General features: G+C 38.2%; 18 protein-coding genes. 11 read left to right on the top strand and 7 right to left on the bottom strand.

Annotated elements, in window-relative coordinates:
* Positions 1 to 2: 2 nt before the first annotated feature.
* Positions 3 to 1,223 carry an MFS transporter gene (locus ACFINA_RS06985; RefSeq protein ID WP_375608562.1) on the bottom strand — a complete coding sequence of 407 codons (1,221 nt, stop codon included), beginning with the start codon at positions 1,221 to 1,223 and terminating at the stop codon, positions 3 to 5.
* A gap of 10 nt (positions 1,224 to 1,233) precedes the next feature.
* On the bottom strand, positions 1,234 to 2,655 hold the full coding sequence (locus ACFINA_RS06980; RefSeq protein ID WP_375615296.1) for a coproporphyrinogen-III oxidase family protein: 1,422 nt from the start codon (positions 2,653 to 2,655) through the stop codon (positions 1,234 to 1,236).
* A 1,610-nt stretch (positions 2,656 to 4,265) separates the two neighbouring features.
* Between ACFINA_RS06980 and ACFINA_RS06975 the strand changes: the two genes are divergently transcribed.
* The 5 genes from ACFINA_RS06975 to edd all read left to right on the top strand — a co-directional run bounded on the left by ACFINA_RS06975 (position 4,266) and on the right by edd (position 11,222).
* Positions 4,266 to 5,693 (top strand): glutamine synthetase family protein, encoded by a 1,428-nt coding sequence (locus ACFINA_RS06975; RefSeq protein ID WP_375606455.1) that lies wholly within the window; start codon positions 4,266 to 4,268, stop codon positions 5,691 to 5,693.
* A 5-nt stretch (positions 5,694 to 5,698) separates the two neighbouring features.
* A complete protein-coding gene (locus ACFINA_RS06970) occupies positions 5,699 to 6,988 on the top strand; it encodes an NAD(P)/FAD-dependent oxidoreductase (RefSeq protein ID WP_375606454.1) in 1,290 nt (429 codons plus the stop codon).
* A 119-nt stretch (positions 6,989 to 7,107) separates the two neighbouring features.
* Positions 7,108 to 8,580, top strand: coding sequence for a glucose-6-phosphate dehydrogenase (zwf, locus tag ACFINA_RS06965; protein WP_375606453.1), 1,473 nt, complete (start codon positions 7,108 to 7,110; stop codon positions 8,578 to 8,580).
* Between the two features lie 10 nt (positions 8,581 to 8,590).
* Entirely contained in the window at positions 8,591 to 9,343 is a 753-nt protein-coding gene (gene pgl / locus ACFINA_RS06960) for a 6-phosphogluconolactonase (protein ID WP_375606452.1), read from the top strand.
* A 55-nt stretch (positions 9,344 to 9,398) separates the two neighbouring features.
* Positions 9,399 to 11,222, top strand: coding sequence for a phosphogluconate dehydratase (gene edd, locus ACFINA_RS06955; protein ID WP_375608566.1), 1,824 nt, complete (start codon positions 9,399 to 9,401; stop codon positions 11,220 to 11,222).
* Between the two features lie 60 nt (positions 11,223 to 11,282).
* Here the strand turns inward: edd and folD are convergent, their stop codons facing one another.
* Complete coding sequence (folD, locus tag ACFINA_RS06950) at positions 11,283 to 12,182, bottom strand: bifunctional methylenetetrahydrofolate dehydrogenase/methenyltetrahydrofolate cyclohydrolase FolD (protein ID WP_375606450.1); 900 nt, start codon at positions 12,180 to 12,182, stop codon at positions 11,283 to 11,285.
* Positions 12,183 to 12,479: 297 nt separating this feature from the next.
* Here folD and ACFINA_RS06945 point away from each other — a divergent pair, with 297 nt between their 5' ends.
* A complete protein-coding gene (locus ACFINA_RS06945; protein WP_375608567.1) occupies positions 12,480 to 14,360 on the top strand; it encodes an AsmA family protein in 1,881 nt (626 codons plus the stop codon).
* Between the two features lie 319 nt (positions 14,361 to 14,679).
* Here the strand turns inward: ACFINA_RS06945 and ACFINA_RS06940 are convergent, their stop codons facing one another.
* Entirely contained in the window at positions 14,680 to 14,823 is a 144-nt protein-coding gene (locus tag ACFINA_RS06940; RefSeq protein WP_375606448.1) for a hypothetical protein, read from the bottom strand.
* A gap of 237 nt (positions 14,824 to 15,060) precedes the next feature.
* Here ACFINA_RS06940 and ACFINA_RS06935 point away from each other — a divergent pair, with 237 nt between their 5' ends.
* Both ACFINA_RS06935 and ACFINA_RS06930 read left to right on the top strand, forming a co-directional pair.
* Complete coding sequence (locus ACFINA_RS06935; RefSeq protein WP_375606447.1) at positions 15,061 to 15,804, top strand: 16S rRNA (uracil(1498)-N(3))-methyltransferase; 744 nt, start codon at positions 15,061 to 15,063, stop codon at positions 15,802 to 15,804.
* Between the two features lie 59 nt (positions 15,805 to 15,863).
* On the top strand, positions 15,864 to 17,237 hold the full coding sequence (locus ACFINA_RS06930) for a glutamate--cysteine ligase (protein ID WP_375606446.1): 1,374 nt from the start codon (positions 15,864 to 15,866) through the stop codon (positions 17,235 to 17,237).
* 579 nt (positions 17,238 to 17,816) lie between these two features.
* On the opposite strand, the gene ACFINA_RS06925 is transcribed toward ACFINA_RS06930, so the two are convergent.
* Positions 17,817 to 18,011, bottom strand: a complete 195-nt coding sequence (locus ACFINA_RS06925; protein ID WP_375615295.1) for a hypothetical protein — start codon at positions 18,009 to 18,011, stop codon at positions 17,817 to 17,819.
* 1,194 nt (positions 18,012 to 19,205) lie between these two features.
* Between ACFINA_RS06925 and ACFINA_RS06920 the strand changes: the two genes are divergently transcribed.
* Entirely contained in the window at positions 19,206 to 20,561 is a 1,356-nt protein-coding gene (locus tag ACFINA_RS06920) for an L-cystine transporter (RefSeq protein ID WP_375606445.1), read from the top strand.
* A gap of 7 nt (positions 20,562 to 20,568) precedes the next feature.
* Here ACFINA_RS06920 and ACFINA_RS06915 read toward each other — a convergent pair whose 3' ends face one another.
* A complete protein-coding gene (locus ACFINA_RS06915; RefSeq protein ID WP_375606444.1) occupies positions 20,569 to 21,447 on the bottom strand; it encodes a methyltransferase in 879 nt (292 codons plus the stop codon).
* 196 nt (positions 21,448 to 21,643) lie between these two features.
* On the opposite strand from ACFINA_RS06915, the gene ACFINA_RS06910 reads away from it, so the two are divergent.
* Complete coding sequence (locus tag ACFINA_RS06910) at positions 21,644 to 22,429, top strand: ComF family protein (protein WP_375606443.1); 786 nt, start codon at positions 21,644 to 21,646, stop codon at positions 22,427 to 22,429.
* 46 nt (positions 22,430 to 22,475) lie between these two features.
* Positions 22,476 to 22,733 (top strand): glutaredoxin 3, encoded by a 258-nt coding sequence (grxC, locus tag ACFINA_RS06905; protein WP_375606442.1) that lies wholly within the window; start codon positions 22,476 to 22,478, stop codon positions 22,731 to 22,733.
* Between the two features lie 17 nt (positions 22,734 to 22,750).
* Here grxC and ubiG read toward each other — a convergent pair whose 3' ends face one another.
* Positions 22,751 to 23,494 (bottom strand): bifunctional 2-polyprenyl-6-hydroxyphenol methylase/3-demethylubiquinol 3-O-methyltransferase UbiG, encoded by a 744-nt coding sequence (ubiG, locus tag ACFINA_RS06900; protein WP_375609070.1) that lies wholly within the window; start codon positions 23,492 to 23,494, stop codon positions 22,751 to 22,753.
* Positions 23,495 to 23,611 lie beyond the last annotated feature (117 nt).

Here is a 23,611-nt window from a genome sequence, read left to right as displayed (position 1 = left end):
TGTTACCTCGTGGCAGGGTTGGGGGTGTTTATATGATCAGCCTGCCAAAGAAATGGAAGCGTTATCGCGATAGCCACCAATAGTAGTCCAGCGATAAAGGTGGCAGCAAACTGCAATGATATAAAAGAACCAAGGACGCCGACCAAAAAGCTTCCGACCGGCGTTCCAGCATAGCCTATCACCCGAAAAGCAGAATTAGCTCGCCCGAGAAGTTGCTTTGGTGTGAGGCGCTGCCTGAAGGCGGTAACACCAATAAACCATAAGCTTGCTCCAATGCCAGCGATAAAGGTGACGCCCCATACGACGACAGCACTTTTTGAAAAGGCTGGAATCAGCAGCAAGACAACCGTTCCTAAACCGTCAGTGAGAACAGCTAGGCGCACCGGAGCATAGCGTATACGCGGCGCAAATAGGGCACCTGCCATTGTTCCAAGTGCGTAGGCTGCAAACATCACGCCATATTGGCTGCTATGTAGGCCCAGATACCGACTGTCGGTAACGAAGAAGATGAATGAGGTTAGGAATGCTCCAAATACCACCGATAGAAAGAATGTGAGTAATGTAAGGGAGGTAAGATGCCGATTTGAAAAAATGAAACGAAAGCCGGCAATGATATAACGGAAAGTGATGTTTTCTTTATCAGGTGTTGGCGATGTCGGAACAGCATGGCGAGCGGTAAAAATCAATGCGATAAAAAGCACGATTAACAGGCCGAGAAATAGCAGTGTGCTATGCGCTAAAATGCTGCTTGTTATGACAGGGGCAAGAAAATAGGAGACCCCGAAATCTAAAAACAAGACAATAGAGTAGAAGGTCATCAATCGCTCTCCCTCCATGATAAGTGGTGGAATCGTCATTATATAAGCTTCGGCAGAAACGACGATGAATCCAGCAATGGTTGCATAGAAGAAAATTTGTTCGGCTGGAGTAATCTGTATCATGAGCAGTATGAACAGGACAATATGCAGTAGCATGAAGATGAAGAGAGCTGAGGTGGCAAGTTTTATTTTGTCGCAGCGATCAAGTAAAACGCCTGCAAGGATGCCGAAAATTGGCCACGCTAATGAGAAGAGACCTTGCGCCCAACTTACTCCGACTACGCCATATCCAGATTGTCTTGCTAATAGCGGGATGGCAGTGCGCAAAGCACCGCTGAGTAAGGCGAGCAGACTAACGGTTAGGCAAAAATAGCGTATGTTCTTGTTGGAAAAAAGCGTGAACATTCTGTTCTCCTTAAGATGCCACACAGGTTTCCGCTGGTCCATCAAGTACGGCGGTTGTATTCAGCATGTTTGCGACATAGCCGTCCAAGATATTCCTATCTGCCTGAGGGAGAAGAAAATACATAAGGTTGGAATACCATTGCCAACCACGCTGAGTGAGCTGGAGATCGTTATCACTTTCTGCGATGAGACCTGCATCTATGAGCTGTTGTAGGTTATTGTATACAAAAGAGGGGAGTGCGGTCCAGTCAATTCTTTCTTTTTTTGCATAGCCGTTATAAGGTAGCCGCATACACAAAGCCTTGGAGGCTTGTTGCTCCGCTGATACCCAATTGTAGTATACTTTGGATTTGCCTTTAAGTTGTATGTCGGTAATGTATTCGCTTCGACTGGGATTGGCGCGTGTGACGAGTGAGCCGAGAATCGACAGTGCTGACGCCCCAAAGCCAACCACATAATCATCATGATAACCATGCAAATATTTGTGATAGCGGAAATGATTAGCTGAACTCGTTTTAGCGAGCGTTAGAGGAGTGTTATTGGAAATTTTGATATAGGAATGCCCATTACACGGCGCATAGCCGCAGCTGCGCATAACGATGTCGCTAAATAATCGAAGCATCTGTCGATGCTGTAGGCTGGACGGTTTCAACCCTTTTTGTGCGTAAGACTTATGCAGTTGCGACGTGATAGCCAGATTGTTGATTGCATAGAGGTTGATGGTTTCAGGGTGAAGCTCGCTTGCTTGCTTCAAATCGTATAATAGTTCTTCGGCTTGTTGGCTGTGCATGCCATATAGTAGGTCTAAACCGACATGTCCAATTATCTCTTGTGACCAAGCTACGGTATTGTTGATTTGTTCACGTGTTGAGGTGAGGTTAAACAATGATCGGAAACGCTCAATGAAACTCTGTATACCGAAGCTGATCCGGTTAACGCCGATCTCACGGGCAGCATAAAGTTTATCACGTGTGACGCTTTTCGGTTCGCTTTCCAGTGTAAGCTCAGTTAAGGAAGAGAGCTCAAATTCGGCATGCAATACTTTTCCGATGTGGCGGATATTATCTGCAGACAAAAGCGACGGTGTGCCGCCCCCTATATAGATGCTGCGGATGGGCCCTTTAAGCGAGCGAATGAAATTTCCTTTGTTTCTGATCTCTGTGGTAAGCGCTGACATATAAGATTCGATTTGCTTAACGTGCTTGTAGGCCCCTTTCTGAAAGGGACAGAAGGAACAGATGGTTTCACAAAAGGGAATATGCAAATAAAGAGAAATGGTACGCGCTTGTGGAATCTGCTTACTTTGCGCTAGCTTATTAAAGTCTAGGTAATTGTAAAATTCATTTGAAATAGTGCGAAATAGCGGATATATGAAGTTGTAAATCGGCTTGGGTTGATTGAATTTCACAAAAGGATGATCCACGAGTTGCATAGCTTATCTCCCCCAATTTCTTAACTCGCACTATATTATTGACGGGCGACTAGTGATCCAATCGCTTGAGTGTATTACCAAAGATTTTCACGGAACATAATGAATCCTCCTTTTGTAGAAGTTATATATATTATACATATAACTTGTTATATGAACAGGATAGCTTGTTTAAGAGGCAATGGAAAGATAAAAAATGTCTATTTATAAAAGAACTTTCTCTTGCAGTCTTATGGTCTGATATTGTAATTGGTACCCTGTTTTACGTGGTCGGGCTATGAATGCCTAGAGCGAGAAAAAGCAGGGTATTTTAATGGACGTGCGGGACATCATTGTTATGTTGCTGGGTCTTGGAATTTGCGTCTGGTTATGAAATATCATTAGCGCAAAAAGATGGTTTTAAAGGTAGAGATTTTAATATCTCTGTAAAACTTCGAGAAGAGATAGAATTATCTATTAGAAAACATATAAATGTCCAGTGTGATAATATTATCGAATGACATGACATCATCGCTCTTGCTCGCCATTTTGACATATTACCTAAAATCTCATTGAGATTGTGTCATGTACTGGCAAACGGGGATAGATCGCGTTTTGGTATGACTGCGACGAAGTTACGTGCTGCATTGTCTTTGCTAGAATCCAATAGGATTAGGCTTAATAGGATGCATTTGCATGGGGGCGTGTGCTCGGTCTGCACAGTATCACGAGATCATAAGTCAAAGTATGTGAAAGCAACTGATACAAAAAAGATTTTACGATGGTGGAAGATCGACGATGAAGGACGTTAGTTCAAAGAAAATTGATATTATTGTGTTTTCATATCCTGATTTTTGGGCTTTTGAGATATAAATAACACACCTCTTAGTGGGCTGGAGATTATCAAATGTTGAATCACGCATGGCGCAATTAGCAAAAAATCCTATCTATTGGATTTGGTATGCTCTACTGGATTCTTAGCTCTAAATATTGTGTGCGAAGTGCAATGTCAAGCGGTGGGAATTGATATAAGTGCAGAGTCGTACCATCCGCTCAGAACAAGGTTGATAGCTCTGTTATGCAGGCGATGGTTAAGTTTTATGTCGGAAATGTTGAGCGTATGACTTATCCTGAAAATACATTTACGCATATTATGGCGGGGTGAGTGTTTGTAAGCACTAGCTGTAAAGGCTACTCACCATCCTAGAGTGTTTACTTCTATGTGGATAACAATAGAGTTACAAAACTTGCTTCATATTAAAAAAGTTTCTTTTCTTTTAATTAAGCATTGCTACAACCAAAAGGAAATTAAATATCTCGTCTTTATTATTCTCGCCAATGTTTGCTTGTATATGATTATTTGAATCGGAATTAGGTTATGTTCCCTATGGTATTTCGCACTGTTTTATATAAGGAGAAGGTTCGACCGATGTATCGCGTGCAGTACCAATTTTCACTATGGTGATAGGATAGCTTGATGGTGATAGGATAGCTTGTTGAGCGTAAAATTCTTTTACCTTGATGAATCTTATAGTATTCTTCAAAAATATCAGTTGATAAATTTTTTTTGTGTCGTTTATGCATGGGCTGATACAATAAAAATAGGACTTAATTGTTTTTAAAGTTGGTATGTTATGGCTGTAAAAAATGTTAAACAAACGAAAAGTAAGAATTTTAAACCTGTCTCTCGTTTTCTCAAAAGTTTACGTGGTGTGAATAATTGGGAACAGGTTTCACAATGGCTTTCTTTTCGTAAGGTAGAGGATATTGAATGTATTACGCCTGATCAAGCGGGAGTTCCACGGGGTAAGATGATGCTTTCTAAAAAATTTACATCGGAAACATCATTGGCATTGCCTTCAGCAGTTTTTATGGCAACAATTTCAGGGGATTATCCTGAAGATGGTCATGGTTTTGAATATCCTAAAGCAGATGGTGATTTACGCCTTGAGCCTGATCTTTCTACGTTAAGCATTGTGCCATGGGAAGATGCTCCTACGGCACAGGTGATTTGTGATCTTGTGTATCAAAATGGTCAGGTTGTGGATTATACACCACGCAATGTTTTACGAACGGTGGTTCATTTTTACACAAAAATGGGTTTAAAACCAGTTGTTTCACCAGAAATTGAGTTTTATTTGGTACAAAAAAATCCCGATCCTGATTACCCTTTAGTTTCACCGGTTGGTCGTTCTGGGCGTTCAATTGGTGGAGGGCAAGGCTATTCAATTGCTGGTGTGAATGAATTTGATGATTTGATTGATGATATTTATCATTTTTCAGAGGCACAAGGATTGGAAATTGATACACTCATTCATGAAGAAGGAGCAGGTCAGTTTGAAATCAATTTACGTCATGGTGATCCTATTGAATTAGCGGATCAAGTTTTTATGTTTAAACGAACAATTCGTGAAGCAGCACTGAAACATAATATGTATGCGACATTTATGGCAAAACCCATTCAGGGGCAGCCAGGTTCTGCGATGCATATTCACCAATCGGTCGTTGATAAGAAAACGGGTATGAACATTTTTACACAGGAGAATGGTGAAGAAAGTGTCTGTTTTCGGCATTTTATTGGTGGATTGCAAAAACATATGCCAGGGGTTCTTGTGATGCTTGCGCCTTACGTGAATTCTTATCGACGTCTTGTACCTGATAATTCGGCTCCTGTTAATTTGCGGTGGGGATATGATAATCGGACGACAGCTTTTCGTGTTCCTCGTTCTGCTCCTCAAGCGCGGCGTGTCGAGAATAGGCTTCCTTCATCAGATGCGAATCCTTATTTAGCTCTTGCAGCTTCTTTAGCGTGTGGTCTCATTGGTTTACAGCAAAAAATTGAGCCAGATGAGCCAACGACAAATAATGTGAATGCTGATAATATTGAGTTACCGCGTGGACTCATTGAGGCAGTTAATTTGTTTGAACAAGATACAGCAATACATGCTATTTTAGGGGATGTGTTTGTCAGTACTTATGCTGCAATCAAACGACAAGAGTTTGAAACTTTTATGGAAGTAATTAGTCCGTGGGAGCGTGAATATCTCCTGCTGAATGTTTAAATTTTATGACAACGATTGATGATAATCCAATTTCTCCAGGAATTTCTTGGTATGAAGATACTTTAAAAGAGCGCCCCTCTTATCCATGTTTTGATGAATACAGACAGTGTGATGTGGTCATTATCGGAGGTGGATTTACGGGACTTTCAGCTGCTTATCATTTAGCCAAAGCTGGAGTGGATGTTGTTTTGTTTGAAGCATCACGTTTTGGTGATGGCGCTTCAGGGCGCAATGGTGGTCAATTAGGAACGGGGCAACGGCAGTGGGTAGAAACATTAGAGAAAAAATATGGTTTTGAGCGCAGTAAGGTTCTGTTTGATTTAGCAGAAGAAGCTAAAAAAGATATTTTATCGTTATGCGCGATGCCTGATTGTCAGTGTGATTTGATAGTAGGACAACTTTCTGTGACCCATAAAAGGCGTGATCTTCTCTCTTATCAACGGCATATTGAGGTGATGCAACGTTACGGTTATCAGGCTCTTACTTTTATGGATAGGGCTGAAACATCTAGGCGACTTGGATCGCTTTTTTATTGTGGTGGTATTTATGATGCGGATACCGGCCATATAAATCCCTTAAAATTGGTTGTTGGATTGGCAAAAAAAGCCCAAGATGCTGGTGCTAAGCTTTATGAGAAATCACAAGTAACGACCATAAGGCGCAAGCAAGCCCATTGGAAAGTGATAACAGAAAAAGGCAGTGTAACAGCAGAACATGTTTTACTTGCAACAAATGGGTATAAACTTGGTCTGGAGCGTTTTATTGAAAAAAATATTGTTTCTATTCGCTCTTATATTGGAGCAACGGATCCATTACCAAAGCATAGTTCAATTCTTATAGGGGGGGAATCGGTTGATGATTCCCGTTTTATGGTTCGCTATTTTCGCAAAAGCATTGATAATCGTCTCTTATTTGGTGGTGTAGAAAGTTATGATAATAAGCATCCTCTAAATTTAGATGAACGTATAAAACGGCAAATTGTTGAAATTTATCCTCAATTACATTCTATCAATTTAAGCCATCGGTGGGGAGCAACGGTAGCGATTACAGTTGAGCGCATGCCCTATGTTCGCCAACTTTTCTCAAGGATAACTTATTGTGGTGGTTATTCAGGGCATGGCGTTATGTTGGCTCCTTTCGTGGGAAAATTATACGCAGAATGGTTAACTGGAAAATATGAACGTTTTTCCTATTTCCAAGACTTAAAGATTTCATCTTTTCCGGGGGGACGCGTTTTGCGTTATCCGCTTATATTTTTAGCAATGCGTTGGTTTTCTTTAATGGATCGCCTTTAATGGAAACATTGCTTGAAATGAAGAAAATTAATGGCTTATTTAGTATCTGTCTGCTTTAATGATGAAAGCTTTTATAAGTGATATGGGATTTCATAATCGAATGGAAAATAAACAAGTTCATGGTGCGTAAAATTATTCCAGTTTCTTCCTTTGATTGTATTGTTTTTGGTGGCAATGGTGATCTGGCGTCGCGCAAGCTTTTGCCGGCTTTGTATCATTGTCAGTGTGCTGGGCAATTCAATGAGCCAACACGTATTATTGGGGTTTCGCGCACTTCCCTAAGTCGTGAAGAATATCAAAATTTTGTCCGCATTTCTTTAGAAAAACATATCCATCCAAAAGATCTAAATTCAACAGAACTCAATCGTTTTCTTGCACGTTTAAGCTATGTTTCTGTTGATGTTTCCTCGAACCGAGGATGGGAGGATTTAGCCCTCCTTCTGTCACAAGATTCAGCGGATATTCGAGCTTTTTATTTGGCTGTTGGTTCGTCACTTTTTACTGATATTGCGATGAAGTTGGGAAAAAATAATTTGGTGACAGCACAAACACGGATTATCATTGAAAAACCAATTGGTTGCGATGTAAAAACAGCTATTTCACTTAATGATGTATTTGCAAGCGCCTTTAATGAAGAGCAGATCTTTCGCATTGATCATTATCTTGGGAAGGAAACTGTTCAAAATTTAATGGCATTGCGGTTTGTTAATACACTTTATGAACCGCTATGGAACTCCAATTATATTGATCATGTTCAAATAACCGTTGCTGAATCTTTAGGGTTAGAGGGGCGTACAGAATACTATGAAAGCACTGGTGCTCTACGCGATATGGTTCAAAACCATATGCTACAGTTACTTTGTTTGGTTGCGATGGAAATACCATTTACCAACAGTGCTAATGCTGTGCGCGATGAAAAACTTAAAGTTTTACATTCTTTGACACCGCTTGATGTCCATAATGTAGGGCAGCATACTGTACGTGGGCAGTATCTTTCTGGTCTATCAAATGGTATATCTGTAGAGTCTTATTTTGATGATCTGGGAAGAGCGAGTGAGAGCGAAACATTTGTTGCGCTTAAGGTTAAGATTGATAACTGGCGCTGGGCCAATACGCCTTTTTATTTACGAACAGGTAAGCGTATGTTCACGCGAATGTCTGAAATTGTTGTCGTTTTTAAACCTATTCCTCATAATATTTTTAATGTGGATTTAGATGAAATTTTTTCTAATCGGCTTGTAATTCGTCTCCAACCTGATGAAGGTGTAAAACAATGGTTGATGATTAAGGATCCAAGTTATGGCGGTATGCGGTTTCGTCACATTCCATTAGACATGAGTTTTGCTTCCGCATTTTCTGAACGTAATCCTGATGCTTATGAACGTTTATTAATGGATGTTATTCGTGGAGATCAAACACTGTTTATGCGTCGTGATGAAGTTGAGGCTGCTTGGCGTTGGATTGATCCAATCATTGAGGGATGGGAAACAATAAAACAGCCTGTTCACAGTTATAACGCTGGTTCGTGGGGGCCGTCTGCTTCGATGAGCCTCATAGAACGTGATGGACGTATATGGAACAATTTAGTTTAGAGCAATAAGTATGTATAGAATGAATATTGATCGTTTAGACTTTGAAACCCCTCAGACTTTAGCTTTGGCATTAGCAGATCGAGTAGCCGCAGAGCTTAGTATATCTGTTCTTGAGCGTAATAGAGCAGTTTTAGCGGTGTCTGGTGGTAAAACACCAGAATTGTTTTTTCATTATTTGTCAAAAGCGGATATTGATTGGCAAAAGATCATTATCACTTTGGTCGATGAACGTTTTGTCCCTACACACGATGAACGTTCAAATGAACATATGGTACGGTGTCATTTGTTACAAAATTTTGCAGAAAAAGCACGTTTTGTAGGGCTTTATCATAAAGCAATTACTGCTGAACTTGCTGCTTTTTCAGCGGCGAGTCGTGTTAATACTTTGCCTAAACCCTTTGATGTTGTTGTTTTAGGAATGGGGGAGGATGGACATACGGCTTCTTTTTTTCCTGATGCTGATCGTTTAAAGCAAGCGCTTGATTTACGAACACAAGCACTTGTTTTACCCCTTCATGCTAAGAGTGCTGTTGAACCAAGACTCTCACTAACTTTGCCAGTTATTATGCAATCTCGTTGCATTATTCTCCATTTCGAGGGTCTTCAGAAACGCGATTGTTTTGAGGAAGCTTGTCAAGATGGGGCTGAAACAGAAATGCCTATTCGGGCAATTTTGCGTAATTCCCCTCATCTCGTTCAGGTTTATTGGTCGCCTGCAGAAAATGAAATAAGTGAATCAAAATATGCGACACAAGGTGAATAAAACGTAATCTCTCTCAATGAATGAGGGGAAGAAACAATGAAAGGGGGAGAGAAATATGGCACTTTCCAAGACAATTGCCACAGTTACACGAAGGATTTATGAACGTTCTCGATCAACACGAGAAATTTACTTAGATCGTATTGCAAAAGCACAAGTTCATCGCCCCAAACGGAGTTTTTTAGGATGTGCCAATCAGGCTCATGGCTTTGCTGCTTGTGGTGCAATAGATAAAGAGCGTTTGAAGGGAAATATCGTTGGGAATATTGGCATTATCACGGCATATAATGATATACTTTCAGCACATCAACCTTTTGAAAAATTTCCTCACTTAATTAAAGAGTCGGCCCGTACGGTTGGTGGTGTTGCACAAGTTGCAGGGGGTGTTCCCGCGATGTGCGATGGTGTTACGCAGGGAAATGCGGGGATGGAGCTTTCCCTTTTTTCGCGTGAAGTAATTGCAATGGCAACAGCTATAAGCTTATCACACGATGTCTTTGATGCAGCATTGTATCTTGGGGTGTGTGATAAAATTGTGCCAGGTTTATTGATTGGTGCCCTAACATTTGGTCATTTACCAGGAATTTTTATAGCTGCTGGTCCTATGACAAGTGGTCAAGGTAATGATGAAAAAGCGAAGATACGTCAACTTTACGCCGAAAATAAAATAGATCGTCAAACACTTCTAGCATCAGAAGCACGTTCTTATCATGGACCAGGAACATGTACATTTTATGGAACAGCTAACTCTAATCAGGTGATACTGGAGATGATGGGGCTTCATATGCCGGGAGCTTCTTTTATTAATGCGAATACACCGTTGCGTGATGCTTTAACAAAAGAAGCCACGGAACGTGTACTTGAAATGACAGATCTTGGTGATCATTATAGTCCACTTGGTATGATCATTGATGAGCGTTCTTTTGTGAATGCCATTGTAGGGTTAAATGCAACAGGGGGATCTACCAATCATACGATTCATTTGATTGCTATAGCTGCGGCTTGCGGTATTCAGTTGACATGGCATGATATTGCAGAAATTTCATCCGTTGTGCCTCTTTTAGCGCGAATTTATCCGAATGGTTTGGCTGATATCAATCATTTTTATGCAGCAGGGGGGATAGGATTTATTATCCGCGAGCTTATCGAGGCAGGTTTAGTGCATGAAGATGTTTCTACGGTTTGTGGTCAAGATCTCAATGCTTATGCAATTGAAGTGAAGCTTTCTGCTGATGGACGTGTGGTGCGTGAAGCTGCTCTCAAGGAAAGTGGTGATCATAAGGTGTTAGCAGGATGGAGAAAACCATTCCAGCCTGAAGGGGGTATTCGCGTTTTATCGGGAGATTTGGGAACAGCTATTATAAAAGTTTCCTCTGTTAAACCAGAGTATTGGCAGATTAAAGCACCAGTCTTTGTTTTTAATGATCAAGAAGAACTACAAAAATCTTTTAAATCTGGAGCGTTGCATGATAAAGATTTTATCGCTGTTATTCGCTATCAAGGACCAAAAGCCAATGGTATGCCAGAGCTTCATAAGTTAACGACCATTTTAGGCGTTTTACAAGATCGCGGTCAAAAGGTAGCATTGATAACCGATGGTCGTATGTCAGGGGCATCAGGAAAAATTCCTGCTGCTCTCCATGTGACACCAGAAGCAGTGGATAATGGCCCCATTGCACGTTTGCAGGATGGTGACATTGTTTTCCTTGATGTTCATGGGGGTAAATTAACTCTTTTGGAAGATTTAGCAAAATTTAACGCGCGAACAACCACGCCTCCTGATCTTTCAAAAAATGAACATGGTGTTGGACGCGAACTTTTTCATGTGTTTCGTCAATCCGTTAATCGTGCAGATCAAGGGGCATCTGTTTTTATGACATGACGAATGTAAAAATGGTAAATCATGTGCAATGAAACCATGCAAAATGAATTGTTACAATTCTTAGAATTTTGGTATAGGAAGATTGTGTGATCGCGCAGCGGCTTTGAGTGTATTAACCATAAGCATGGCAATTGTCATTGGTCCAACGCCTCCTGGAACAGGGGTGATCGCAGCAGCTTTTTCTTTTACATTTTCAAAATCGACATCACCAACAAGACGTGTTTTTCCTATACCTTTTTCTGGTGCAGCAACGCGATTAATACCGACATCAATAACAATTGCACCATTTTTCACCCAGTCTTTTTTAATCATTTGTGGGCGGCCTACAGCAGCTACGAGAATATCAGCGCTTCGACACACATCATCAAGGTCACGGGTACGACTATGGGCAATTGTCACAGTGGCATTGGCTGCTGTTAAAAGGGCAGCCATAGGTTTTCCAACAATATTAGAGCGTCCAACAACGACAGCATCAAGTCCAGATAAATCTTGCCCACATTGTTGTTCAATCATCATCATGGCACCAGCTGGTGTGCAGGGAATAATAGCATCTTCAAGTGCATTTGCCGCGAGTTTTCCTACATTAATATAATGAAAACCATCAACATCTTTTTGAAAAGCAATGGCTTGTGTTACGCGGTTTGTATTCATATGAGCAGGGAGAGGCAGCTGTACCAAAATACCATGAATTTTTGGATCAGAGTTTAATGTTGCAATAAGTTGAAGTAGTTCTTTTTCTTGGGTTTCTTTGGAAACGACATGTTTGATTGAAAGAAACCCACATTCTTCGGCTTTTTTATTTTTTGAGGCGACATATACTTGACTTGCGGGATCATCTCCAACAATAATAACGGCGATACTAGGTTGTATATTATAGTGACGGCGGAGCTTTGTTGTTTCGGCCTTAACTTTTACGATAATCTCTTCAGCAAGTTTTTTCCCGTCGATAATATTATTCATTCAGAGATCCTTTCGGTAAGGCTGTTTGTTTTTTTGTAAAGCATTTTCTAATGATACGATAGAGTTTTATAGCAATAACGGTAAGAATGGTTTGATAAGGTTGTGGATTTATAGTTTTAGAAGACTTTTAAATAATTGCTTTATAAAGAAGCAGCAACATTGCTGTTTGAATAAACTTTGGATAAAGAATAAAAATAATGAAGATATAAGGTGAATTATAAGGATATAAAAAATCTTTTAACGATCATTTAATTTTGTATTTAATCTGTTATAGGGGGATAACTGCAGAGGGATGTTGTGCACATCAGAATAATAAAATTTTTGAGCGGAATTTTTATTACAATTATCTTTTTATTTGGAGTGGGGATTCTCGTTTTACCTTATCTTGTCTCTACAGATGCGATTCGTATTCATTTAGCACAGGATTTGAGTGCATGGACGGGTTATAATGTACAACTGCGTGATCCACCGCGGTTACATCTTTTCCCTTATCCTAAAGCATTTCTTTCCGGCGTTACTTTAACATCAAAAATGGATGATGTTACGCCATTATTGGAAGCTGAATCAATAGAAGTTGATCTTTCTTTAATAGATCTTCTTTGGGGACATGTTTCTTTTTCCGAGACGCGGATTGTGCGTCCTCAATTTGTTATGGAAAAGCCCGTTGAAACAATGGCAGATTTTTTTGATAGATTTTCTCGCTCACAAGGTGCATTAGGATTGGCAATACGCAATGCGCGTGAAATATTAAAAAATAATCCTGAACATCCAGAGCTAGAGCATCTTTTGAAACAACCTTTTGGGAGGATTGTTATTGAAAATGGTGTTCTTGTGTATCACGATAGTTTTTCGGGAGTAGCAGAAAAAATAACAGGATTAAATGCGACTTTAGATTGGGCTGAATCGACTGAGGAAGTACGCTTGCGTGCAGATGCTCGTTGGCGCGGAGAATTTACAAAGTTATCAATTGATGCTTCTCAAGCATTGCTGCTTCTTGCAGGAGGGAAAAGCCAGATTAAGGCAAGTCTCAATTCTGTGCGTGGGGGAATAACGTTTACAGGACAGGCTCGGTTATCTGAATATTATATTTTTGATGGAAAGGTATCGATGCGTTCTCCGGGATGGAATCAGACATTGTCTTGGATTGGTGGGAATCAGTTTTGGGGACATAAATTAAAAATACCCATTGTATGGGAATCTCATTTTTTAGCGCAACCAATGCATATCCAAATGAATAATGTTACCTTTACGATGGGGCAAACTAGTGCGCGTGGGGCTTTAGAACTTGATTTCCAAGATTCTGTACCAAATATTATGGGCTCTTTAGCATTTGATAACTTAGATTCTAGCACTTTAGGCTCAATGTTTTTTTCAAGCAAAAAGAAAAATTCATTTTTTGATATGACAAATTTTGATTGTATTGGGGTGGATGTACGACTTTCTGCACCACAAACTAAAATAGGGAATATTTCACTCACAAATTTAGCTGCTGCAATACAAATAAAAAATGGGCATGGTATTTTTGATCTTGGGCATGCGAATATTTGGGGTGGATCCATTCAAAGTAATATTGAAGTTACGCCAGTTGGACAGAAAGTGCGTATTGGAGGAAATATTTCAGGTGCTTCTATTGATATGCAGGAAGCTCTAGAAGCTTTAGGATTTATTCCATTTATACAAAGCAAAACGAATTTTACTGCAACGATACAGACACTGGCTGATTCTTGGATGGAAGTTTTTACAAAAATGCAGAGTGAATTAACATTAAAGATGTCTTCTGGTCGGCTATTAGGGTATGATTTGAATGAATTACAAACAAGACTTTCAAACAAACAACAATTTCTTTTAACAAATGATGATTCTCTTTCCACAACTTTTGATCACTGGGATATCCAGACAAGCTTTTCAGAAGGTGTGATGAAAGTGACAGAGTCATTGATGCATACAGCAGACTTGAGTTTATCCATTCAGGGAGCTATTGCAACTGCTATTTCTCAAGGGAAGCAGAATGAATTGATACTACAGGCACAATTACGAAAAAATTATAGATCAGACACTTTATGTAAAGATGTTCAATGCCTTGCTAACAGCCTTGCATGGCCTTTTACATTTTCTCTGAGCTCTAAAGGACAAGATCATGGTAATTTTTTAATTACAAAAGCCACTGATACAGATTGAGTATTGTTTTTCGTCTATACAACATTTTATTTTATAATTATAACTCATCCGTTTACAATTTAAAGTTGTTTTTAAACTTAAATAAGAAATTCCACTATCGTAAGATTCTCTCATTTTAAATCTATTCGTGATAAAGTCATAAAAATCGTCCTCTACGTTATAAGCGTGGTTGGTATGTCGATAAATGAGTGAAGAGAGGAAGAACAACGCTTCTTATAAAATCTTTTAAATACAAGAGATTCATAATATTGATGCAAGTCTTAGAAGGTTGCTAGCAATATTTTGTTACACTAAATTTTTAAGGGATGTCGGTCAGTGCTTATTGAATCTCAGAAGAAATACCATAGCCATCTTTGGTAACTGTATGCTTCCCGTCGGCTCCAACAGAACCAATTCCCACTGTAATCAAAATAAAGGCTAAGAGGGTTGTAATCGTAATAATTGTAGCTTTTTTAGCAGACATATCTTTTTCCTCCACGGATGCATCAATGACCCAATTCAAAGATGAACGGTGTATTATCTAAACTTTTATGAAAGCAGAATCACTTAAAGACCGATAGGTTCCTATTATCATCTCATAAAGCTAAAAAAACTCTATAAATTTTTCATATATTATAGTTCTATAGATATATTTTTTTCTTTTTGTTATATATTTTTCTTCATTTTCTCGATGATGATAGTGAGCTTTGGCAAAATTTTTATGCGCATAAATTATAAACTTAAAAGATTATTTATTAGACAGACATTGGCTTTGAATGAAGAAATAAAGATAGAGGGGGCGCAAGCTTTTTATCTTGTGCATGTTTTGCGGATGAAAGAAGGAGCAGAAATTTTACTTTTTAATGGACAGGATGGTGAATGGCTTGCTAAACTTATCATTGTAAAAAAAAAATTTGTTGTGGTTCAGCTTATCCATCAAGAAAGATTACAAACGAGGCATTCTAATCTTATTTATTGCTTTGCTCCACTTAAAAACGCGCGGTTGGATTATATGGTGCAGAAAGCTGTTGAAATGGGGGTATCGATTTTGCAGCCTGTTATAACGCATCATACGCAGGTTACGCGTATCAATATGGCGCGTATGGAAGCCAATGTTATCGAAGCTTCTGAACAGTGTGGCATTTTATCTCTGCCTGAATGCGTATCTGCTCTATCATTAGCAGAACTTTTAGCACAGTGGGATGAGACACAGCCTTTATTCTTTTGTGATGAAGAGCATAAATCGCATAATCCATTACCTTCTTTTAAAAAGCGTGACGTTACAACACCTGGTGTTCTCATTGGACCAGAAGGTGGGTTTAGTGAAGAAGAGCGGAGCTTTTTAAAAAAACATCCTTTTGTGGTTCCAATATCATTAGGTCCGCGTATTTTACGCGCTGACACTGCCGCTGTCGCTGCTTTGGCTCTTCTTAATGCTACCGTGGGGGATTGGGCAATGGATTGAGAAGTCTGTAAAATCATTCTAAACAATTCATTTAAGACGATGATAGGATATGATAAGTTATGGCGCTTGATATAACCGATGAAAGTGAAATTTATAACTTAGATTCCTTGGTTAGCTATTTCCAAGGGGGGTATAAACCAGAAGATGATTGGCGTATTGGTACAGAACATGAAAAATTTCCGTTTTATAGAGATGGTTTTCTTCCTGTTCCTTATGAAGGTGAGAGAGGAATCCGAGCGCTTTTAAAGGGGATGCAAAGCGTTTTAGGATGGGAACCTATTTTAGATGAAGGGAATATTATTGGGCTCGTAGGATCAGGTGATCAGGGGGCTATTTCTTTGGAACCTGGGGGACAATTTGAATTATCGGGTGCACCATTAAAAACAATAGGTCATACTTATAACGAGTTGATGCAGCATTTAGCTCTTCTCAAGAAAATTTCAGAACCATTAGGGATTGGTTTTTTAGGTCTTGGTGCTAGTCCAAAGTGGACTTTGGCTGAAACGCCGAAAATGCCTAAGTCACGTTATCAGATTATGACTGATTATATGCCGAAAGTGGGGCATAATGGTCTTAATATGATGTATCGCACATCAACGGTTCAGGTTAATCTTGATTTTTCATCTGAAAGTGATATGCGGCAAAAAATGCAAGTATCTATGAAGTTACAGTCTATTGCGACCGCATTATTTGCAAGCTCACCTTTTACAGAAGGACGTCCGAATGGCTTTTTATCTTGGCGTTCTGAAATTTGGCGTAATACGGATAATCAGAGGACAGGGGTTCTCCCTTTTATATTTTCTGAGCGCTTTGGTTTTGCTGATTATGTTGAATGGGCCCTTGATGTTCCAATGTATTTTGTTGTTCGTGATGGTCGTTATTATGATTGTACACACATAACGTTTCGTCAGTTTATGAATGGAGCATTAAAAGGACAAGTTGCAAATTCAATTCCAAATATGGGAGATTGGATTAATCACCTATCAACGTTATTTCCTGAAGTCCGCTTAAAAAGATTTTTAGAAATGAGAGGAGCGGATTGTGGTTCTTGGAAGCGTATTTGTGCGTTGTCAGCTTTTTGGGTTGGGCTTCTTTATGATAGAGAAGCACTTAATGAGGCGGAGGCTTTGACAAAAGATTGGTGTTTTGAAGAAGTTTTAGAGTTGCGCCAACGCGTTCCAAAAGAGGGGTTAAAAACTCCTTTTCGTCAAACCATTCTGTTAGAATTAGCACGTCAAGCCCTTGCTATTGCACGCAAGGGCCTAAAAAATCGCAAACAGTATGATGCGAATGGTTTTGATGAAACAAATTTTCTTAATCCTTTAGAAGAGGTTGTTGCAATGGGGCAAACAGATGCTGAAAAATTGTTGTCCTATTACTATTCTATTTGGAATGAGTCTGTAGAACCTGTATTTTTAGAATGTGCTTATTAAATTTGAGGCAAAGACATTTTGTACTTTTTTAAAAATGCATATCACTGTGGTGGCTCATTCACTCACTTATCTTAGAAAGAATATTTCCCCTTGCTTTCAACATTGTCTCGTAAATGATACAATACAAAGATCTCTTAGTCCCTATTATTTTTATATCCAGATTAATACTGTCACGATATTTCCGTAACCTCAATCTTGTATCTTTATCTTAGAGATGGATCATAAGAGATATATTTAGCTTGTTATCAAATATTTTTATCCACTTGGCTCATCACGCTTATGAATAAGTCTGAAAACAATATTTTTCACTTTTTAATAAAGGAATAAAAATATTATTTGTGTTTAATAATCTTATCCAATATTAAATTATTATCATTCAATATACGATGTTTATATGAATATGAAGTATTTTTTATGTGGAACAAAATACAAAAATTTAGTTGTTGTACAGGCAAGCTGCAAATACTTATTTTGTTCGCTAAACATAGAGTGGGCTGCTTAACTTTTTGTTGCTTCCATTTTTTATTAGCCAGATCTTATAAGGATTCTTATCCCTTTTTTTATCATTATACGATATAATTACGCTGTCATTATGCAGACAATAGCTGTATTTTTAAAACGGGTAAGGAAATTACATGTTATTATTTTCTCTGGACGCATAATTTGTTCTTTTCGGTTAATGGGAGTTGGAGAATCTAGAAATTTTTTTCCATATTCAGCCATCAGATCATGAAAGTCTTCTGCAAGTTTTGCGAGAAAAACATCTTTTTTCAATGAATCAAATGAGTATTGTATTTGATTAGTGAGCAGATCTTCATCTTTGGATTATTTGCCAAACAACAGCAAAACGTCCACAAAAGGCAAGTATTGTGTGATAATGCTTTAAAATATCCAATTGTGGAGGTTCAATTTGTAGTTCTATTAAATATTTTTAAAATCATACCTTATCATATTCTACAGATGTAACAGGTTTTGTCTTACTTTGAAAGACTTTTATAACTTCTTTTGCTATTTCCTTTTTTTCACGATATTCTAAGTCTTTATGGTTTTGACTGATAAAGTTCATTGTACGGATTCAAATCGTTCACTTTAGTATATCCAAATGATATTAATACAGCAAACAAAAGTATCAATAGAGAAGATACAACAATAAATGTTATGGTACGCTTCATGAGTAATTTAACTCCTTATCTTCAATAAATAGACCGATATTAAATACGTCTATGATGACGATTGATATCATTTAGTTTTGTTATATCAACAGGATATATGGTATTTTTGTTGGTATTGTGTTTTAGGGTGTGTTGAGTAATGTTTTATATTATTAGTTGTATTGCATTTTATAGGTATTGTGGTTTTCGAAGTCTTCACATTTGAGATTTTTTTGTTATTGAGAGGGCATATTTTTATGTCTATAAAGAGAATTTCGAAAAACAAAAAAGCTTCCATTGAGAGCAGAGAAAGAATGTGTAAAAGGTGTTATCCATAAAATAATTATATTTGAAGTGCTGATCAAAATTGTTGAGAGTGCCGTCCATAAAATTGGCAAGAGTGGCTTGATCTTGTATTTTTCAGAAAAGTTATGAATGTTCGATTATTAATTAACCATTGTTTGGAAAGCTCTTTTCAATTCAAAGAGCAAAAGAGAGTGATAAGGGCATTTAGAGTGATAAGATATGTTGGAGTTATTCAGTATTAAGATGCTATGAGTGCTGTTTATATTTCTCTTTTTAAATTATTTAATGAGAGTATAAATTTAAATAATAGGAAAATAATTTTATTTATTTTCTTTAAACATTTATTAGTAGATAAAAAATTCTCTTTTAATCTATAAATTGAAAAATAATGGTTTTGTAAAAACCTTGTAAGTTTTATACTTTAACTTTCAAATATCATGCATTGATTTTGAGGTATGTATGTTATTTACATCAATCATAAACAATAGTGGATATAGACTGGGCATAGACAATGACATTTAATTTTTTTATCAATTTATTTCTATTTGTTATTTTTTTATTGTGGATTGCTCAGAGTAAGAGAATGCAATGGAGTCTTTCACTCCGTGTTATGCTAGGGCTTATCCTTGGCTTGATTTTTGGTAGTATTTTACAGTTTGTTTATGGAGAGGGTGAAGGCACTTTATTGAAATCCGTTGAATGGTTTAACATTGTTGGTGAAGGCTATATTTTATTGTTACAAATGATTGTTATGCCACTGGTTTTTGTCTCTATCGTTTCAGCGGTTGCTCATTTACATTCTGTTTATGCTGTTGGAAAGATGAGTATAATAACAATTTCAATATTGCTTTTTACAACGGCTCTTTCAGCATTGGTTGGCGTGCTTGTGGTTAATTTCTTTGGATTAACAGCAAATGGTTTGGTGCATGAAGGGCAAAATGTTTCTGCTATTCTTGAAGGTCATATTTCTCAACTTGGAGATATGAATATACCAAAGATGATTTTGTCTATGATTCCTAAAAATCCATTTGCTGAATTGAGTGGAGCTAAACGTACGTCAATTATCAGTGTTGTGATTTTTGCGTCATTTTTAGGTGCAGCGGTTCTTCTTTTAAAGAAAGATGAGCCAGAAAAAGGAGAAAACGCGCTTTTATTTATTCAAGTGGCACAAGCTTGGATTATGCGGTTGGTCCGTATAGTGATTGCTTTGACGCCTTATGGTATTTTTGCTCTTATGACGAAAGTAGGAGCGATATCACGTATTTCAGATATTTTAAATTTACTGGTTTTTATTATTGCCTCTTATGTCGGTATTATCTTAATTTTTGGTATTCATGGTGTACTGCTTGGCATTTCTGGGATTAATCCCTTTCGTTTTTTCAAAAAGGTTTTACCGGTTTTAACATTTGCTTTTAGCAGTCGTTCAAGTGCTGCAAGTATTCCTTTGAATATTGAAGCGCAAACGCAGTGGATAGGAGTTCCGCAATCCATTGCGAGTTTTGCAGCTTCTTTTGGGGCAACAATTGGACAAAATGGTTGTGCCGGTCTTTATCCAGCGATGCTTGCGACCATGATTGCACCCTCTATGGGTATTAATCCTCTTGATCCTACTTGGATTGCTACGCTTGTTGGGATTGTAACGTTGAGTTCTATTGGTGTTGCTGGTGTGGGGGGAGGGGCTATCTTTGCTGCATTGATTGTTTTACCAATTATGGGATTTCCTGTTACTTTGGTTGCTGTACTCATCTCTATTGAACCGCTAATTGATATGGGACGTACTGCTCTAAACGTAAGCGATTCAATGGTAGCTGGAACAATTACCAGTCAAATGTTACGAACAACGGATAAAAGTATTTTAAAAAAATGATTTTAGGTTATGTTTTTTTAGATTGTAAAACATCTGTAAGAGATATTTGCGCTGAACCAGGTTGTAGGGGTTTTTGTTGATTGGGATGAGGGGCCCAACCAGAGAGCCAGATGAAAGAAAAATGTGCACGAATACGTCCATCAGGATCACTAAATCGTTGTGCATAGATTTCAGCTGCGCGGAGAAAAAAACGTTTGGATACAGGGCGTCGTGAACGATTTATGTGTGCATTTTGCATTCCCATAGCTTTAAGATCGTGCATAAGATCAAACATTGTATTATAACGTATTGTGATATCTTCAACGTCTGCTACAGGAAGGGCAAAGCCAACACGCTGTAAAAGAGCGCCTGCATCACGAATGTCGGCAAAAGGGTAGACCCTAGGGCTTGCTCCATCATAAATTTCACTTTCAGCTTGCAGCAGGCTTTCGCGCAATTCTCTTAATGTACCAGCTCCTGCCATAACAGCAAGAAATAAGCCATCTGGTTTAAGAGTATTTTTTATCTGGCTTAGAACACCAGGGGTATCATTGGTCAATTGTAATGAAAGAAGTGAAACAATAAGGTCACAGTAACTTTGAGGTAAATCAAGAAATTCTCGATGACGTAAATGAAATTTTTTATCATGGCTTTGATAAAGCGTATCGGTTTCAATACGTTCTATGGAACAAACTTTTCCAGACTTCATTAAAGCTTGCGCAGCAAGGTCTGTATGGCTGTGTAAATCGAGAGCTAATGTAAAGAGGCGATCAACAGTACTAAGACGTTTATAGAGATCTTCTGCTATGTGAGAGAGTAAAAAGTCATATCCTTTTTTTGCTTTTTGGAAAGCGCGTTTGCGGAATTGTTCAATGCGGTTATGATCAAAAATTAAAGGATGCGACATATTGTAGAACACTTTCTCTCTATGAAAGAATATATTTTGAAAAGGTTCATTATTTGTGCAAGCTCTGTCAAGTTTATAATATGAAAGAAAATAAATTTATAGAAGGTAAGAGTTTTTAAAGGAATTAAAATTATAAATTGAGGAAATACAAAGAAACTTTTGTTCTACGGGGAACTTGTAAAAGCCTAGATTTATAATGTTGTACTTTCGAGAAGCGGCGTTAAATAGCAACGATATACTAAGTAAATGCATTGAACGCTTGAAAACAATGCTTTATCCTCCAATTTGTCCTGGATGTAAGCAAAATGTTTCTACTTATGGTACGATTTGCTCCGAATGTTGGAAAGAACTTCAATTTATCACAAAACCTTATTGTCCTGTTATGGGGACTCCTTTTGTTTGTGATATGGGGGAGGGGTTTCTCAGTGGTGAAGCACTTCGTAATTCTTATCCTTTTTCACGTGTTCGCTCGGTCATTGTTCATAAGGGGCTTGCACGAACTTTAGTAACGCGTTTAAAATATGGTGATCATATAGAATTGGCATCATTTATGGCCAAGTGGATGATGTTTGCTGGACGCGAGGTTATTGATGATTGTGATGTTATTATCCCCATTCCATTGCATTTTCGTCGTTTTTGGGAGAGGCGTTATAATCAATCTGCTGAGCTTGCACGTTATATTGCAGAATCACAAAAAAAGCTTTTAAAACCGGGGTGGCTTGTTCGTTGTCGGCATACCCGTCCGCAGGTTAGTCTTTCTTCAAGAGAGAGAAAACTTAACGTAAAAAATGCTTTTAAGGTTTCGCATAAGGTTAAAAAATACCTTAAAGGATGTTCTGTTTTACTGATTGATGATGTTTTTACAACGGGTGCAACAGTTACGGCAGCAGCCTCTGCATTAAAAGATGCAGGTGCACGACAGGTTGATGTGCTAACATTTTCGCGTGTCCTCAAAGAAGATTCTATTTATCCCTCTTCTTAAGAGAAACTTGAAGTGAATATTATAAAAAATATTGGAGGAAACTATTATGAAAGAGATAATAATTTATACACGTCCCGGTTGTCCTTATTGCATAAAAGCTCGTGATTTACTTGATAAAAAAGGCGTAAAATATACAGATATTGATGCTTCTACATCCCGTCGCCAAGAAATGGTACAGCGCGCAAATGGACGTAATACATTTCCGCAAATTTTTATAGGTGATTATCACGTGGGCGGTTGTGATGATCTTTATGCTTTAGAGGCTGAGGGAAAGCTCAATTCTTTATTACAAGGCATACAATAGTTGTAAATGAGATATTCTTAAGACCGTTTTGCGAGAAGGAGGTAGTTAACGTCCATGTCTTTTGAGCGATTCCAGCTGTCGTTTAATGGGTTATAAGTAATACCTATCTCATCAATGACAGCTAGAGCATTTTGTGATAAGAAATTTTTAAGTTCTAGAGGTTTTAGGAATTTTTTATAATCATGTGTTCCTTTAGGAAGCCAACGTAGGATATATTCAGCGCCTACAATAGCAAGCCCCCATGCTTTCCATGTGCGGTTGAGTGTCGAGACAAACATCAACCCTTGTGGTTTCAGCATTTTTGCTGTAGCTTCTATGAAGAGATTAACGTCAGCGACATGTTCAACAACTTCCATATTAAGGATGATATCAAATTTCTCTCCTTCGTTGGCGAGTGCTTCTGCCGTAGTGGTACGGTAATCAATTAAAAGATCATTTTGGGTTGCATGAATTTTTGCGACTTCAATATTCGTTTGTGAAGCATCAACGCCTACGACCATAGCGCCAAGACGTGCCATTGGTTCACATAACAAGCCTCCTCCACAGCCAATATCAAGAATTTTCAAATTCTCAAAGGGTGTAAGTGAAACAGGGTCACGATTAAACTCTAAACAGATTTTTTCTCTGATGTAAGCAAGGCGTGTTGGGTTAAATTGGTGAAGAGGTCGAAATTTTCCTTGTGGATTCCACCATTCTGTAGCAATACGTGAAAAGTGATCAATTTCACTTTGATCAATAGTTGTCCGCGTTTTATCTATCATTTTGCTTTCCTTTTATTTTTTAATGATCACGTCAAGTAGATTTTATAAAAAGTCAAGAGAAATTAATATAATCATAATGAAACTTGCACAAATGATAGATATTCGCTATGTCGAGTA

Origin of the sequence: Bartonella sp. AC10YNML (assembly GCF_042196825.1) — a bacterium.
GTDB lineage: Bacteria > Pseudomonadota > Alphaproteobacteria > Rhizobiales > Rhizobiaceae > Bartonella.
Note: the sequence above shows the minus strand (reverse complement) of the source record. Positions and strands in the feature narration are given on the sequence as shown.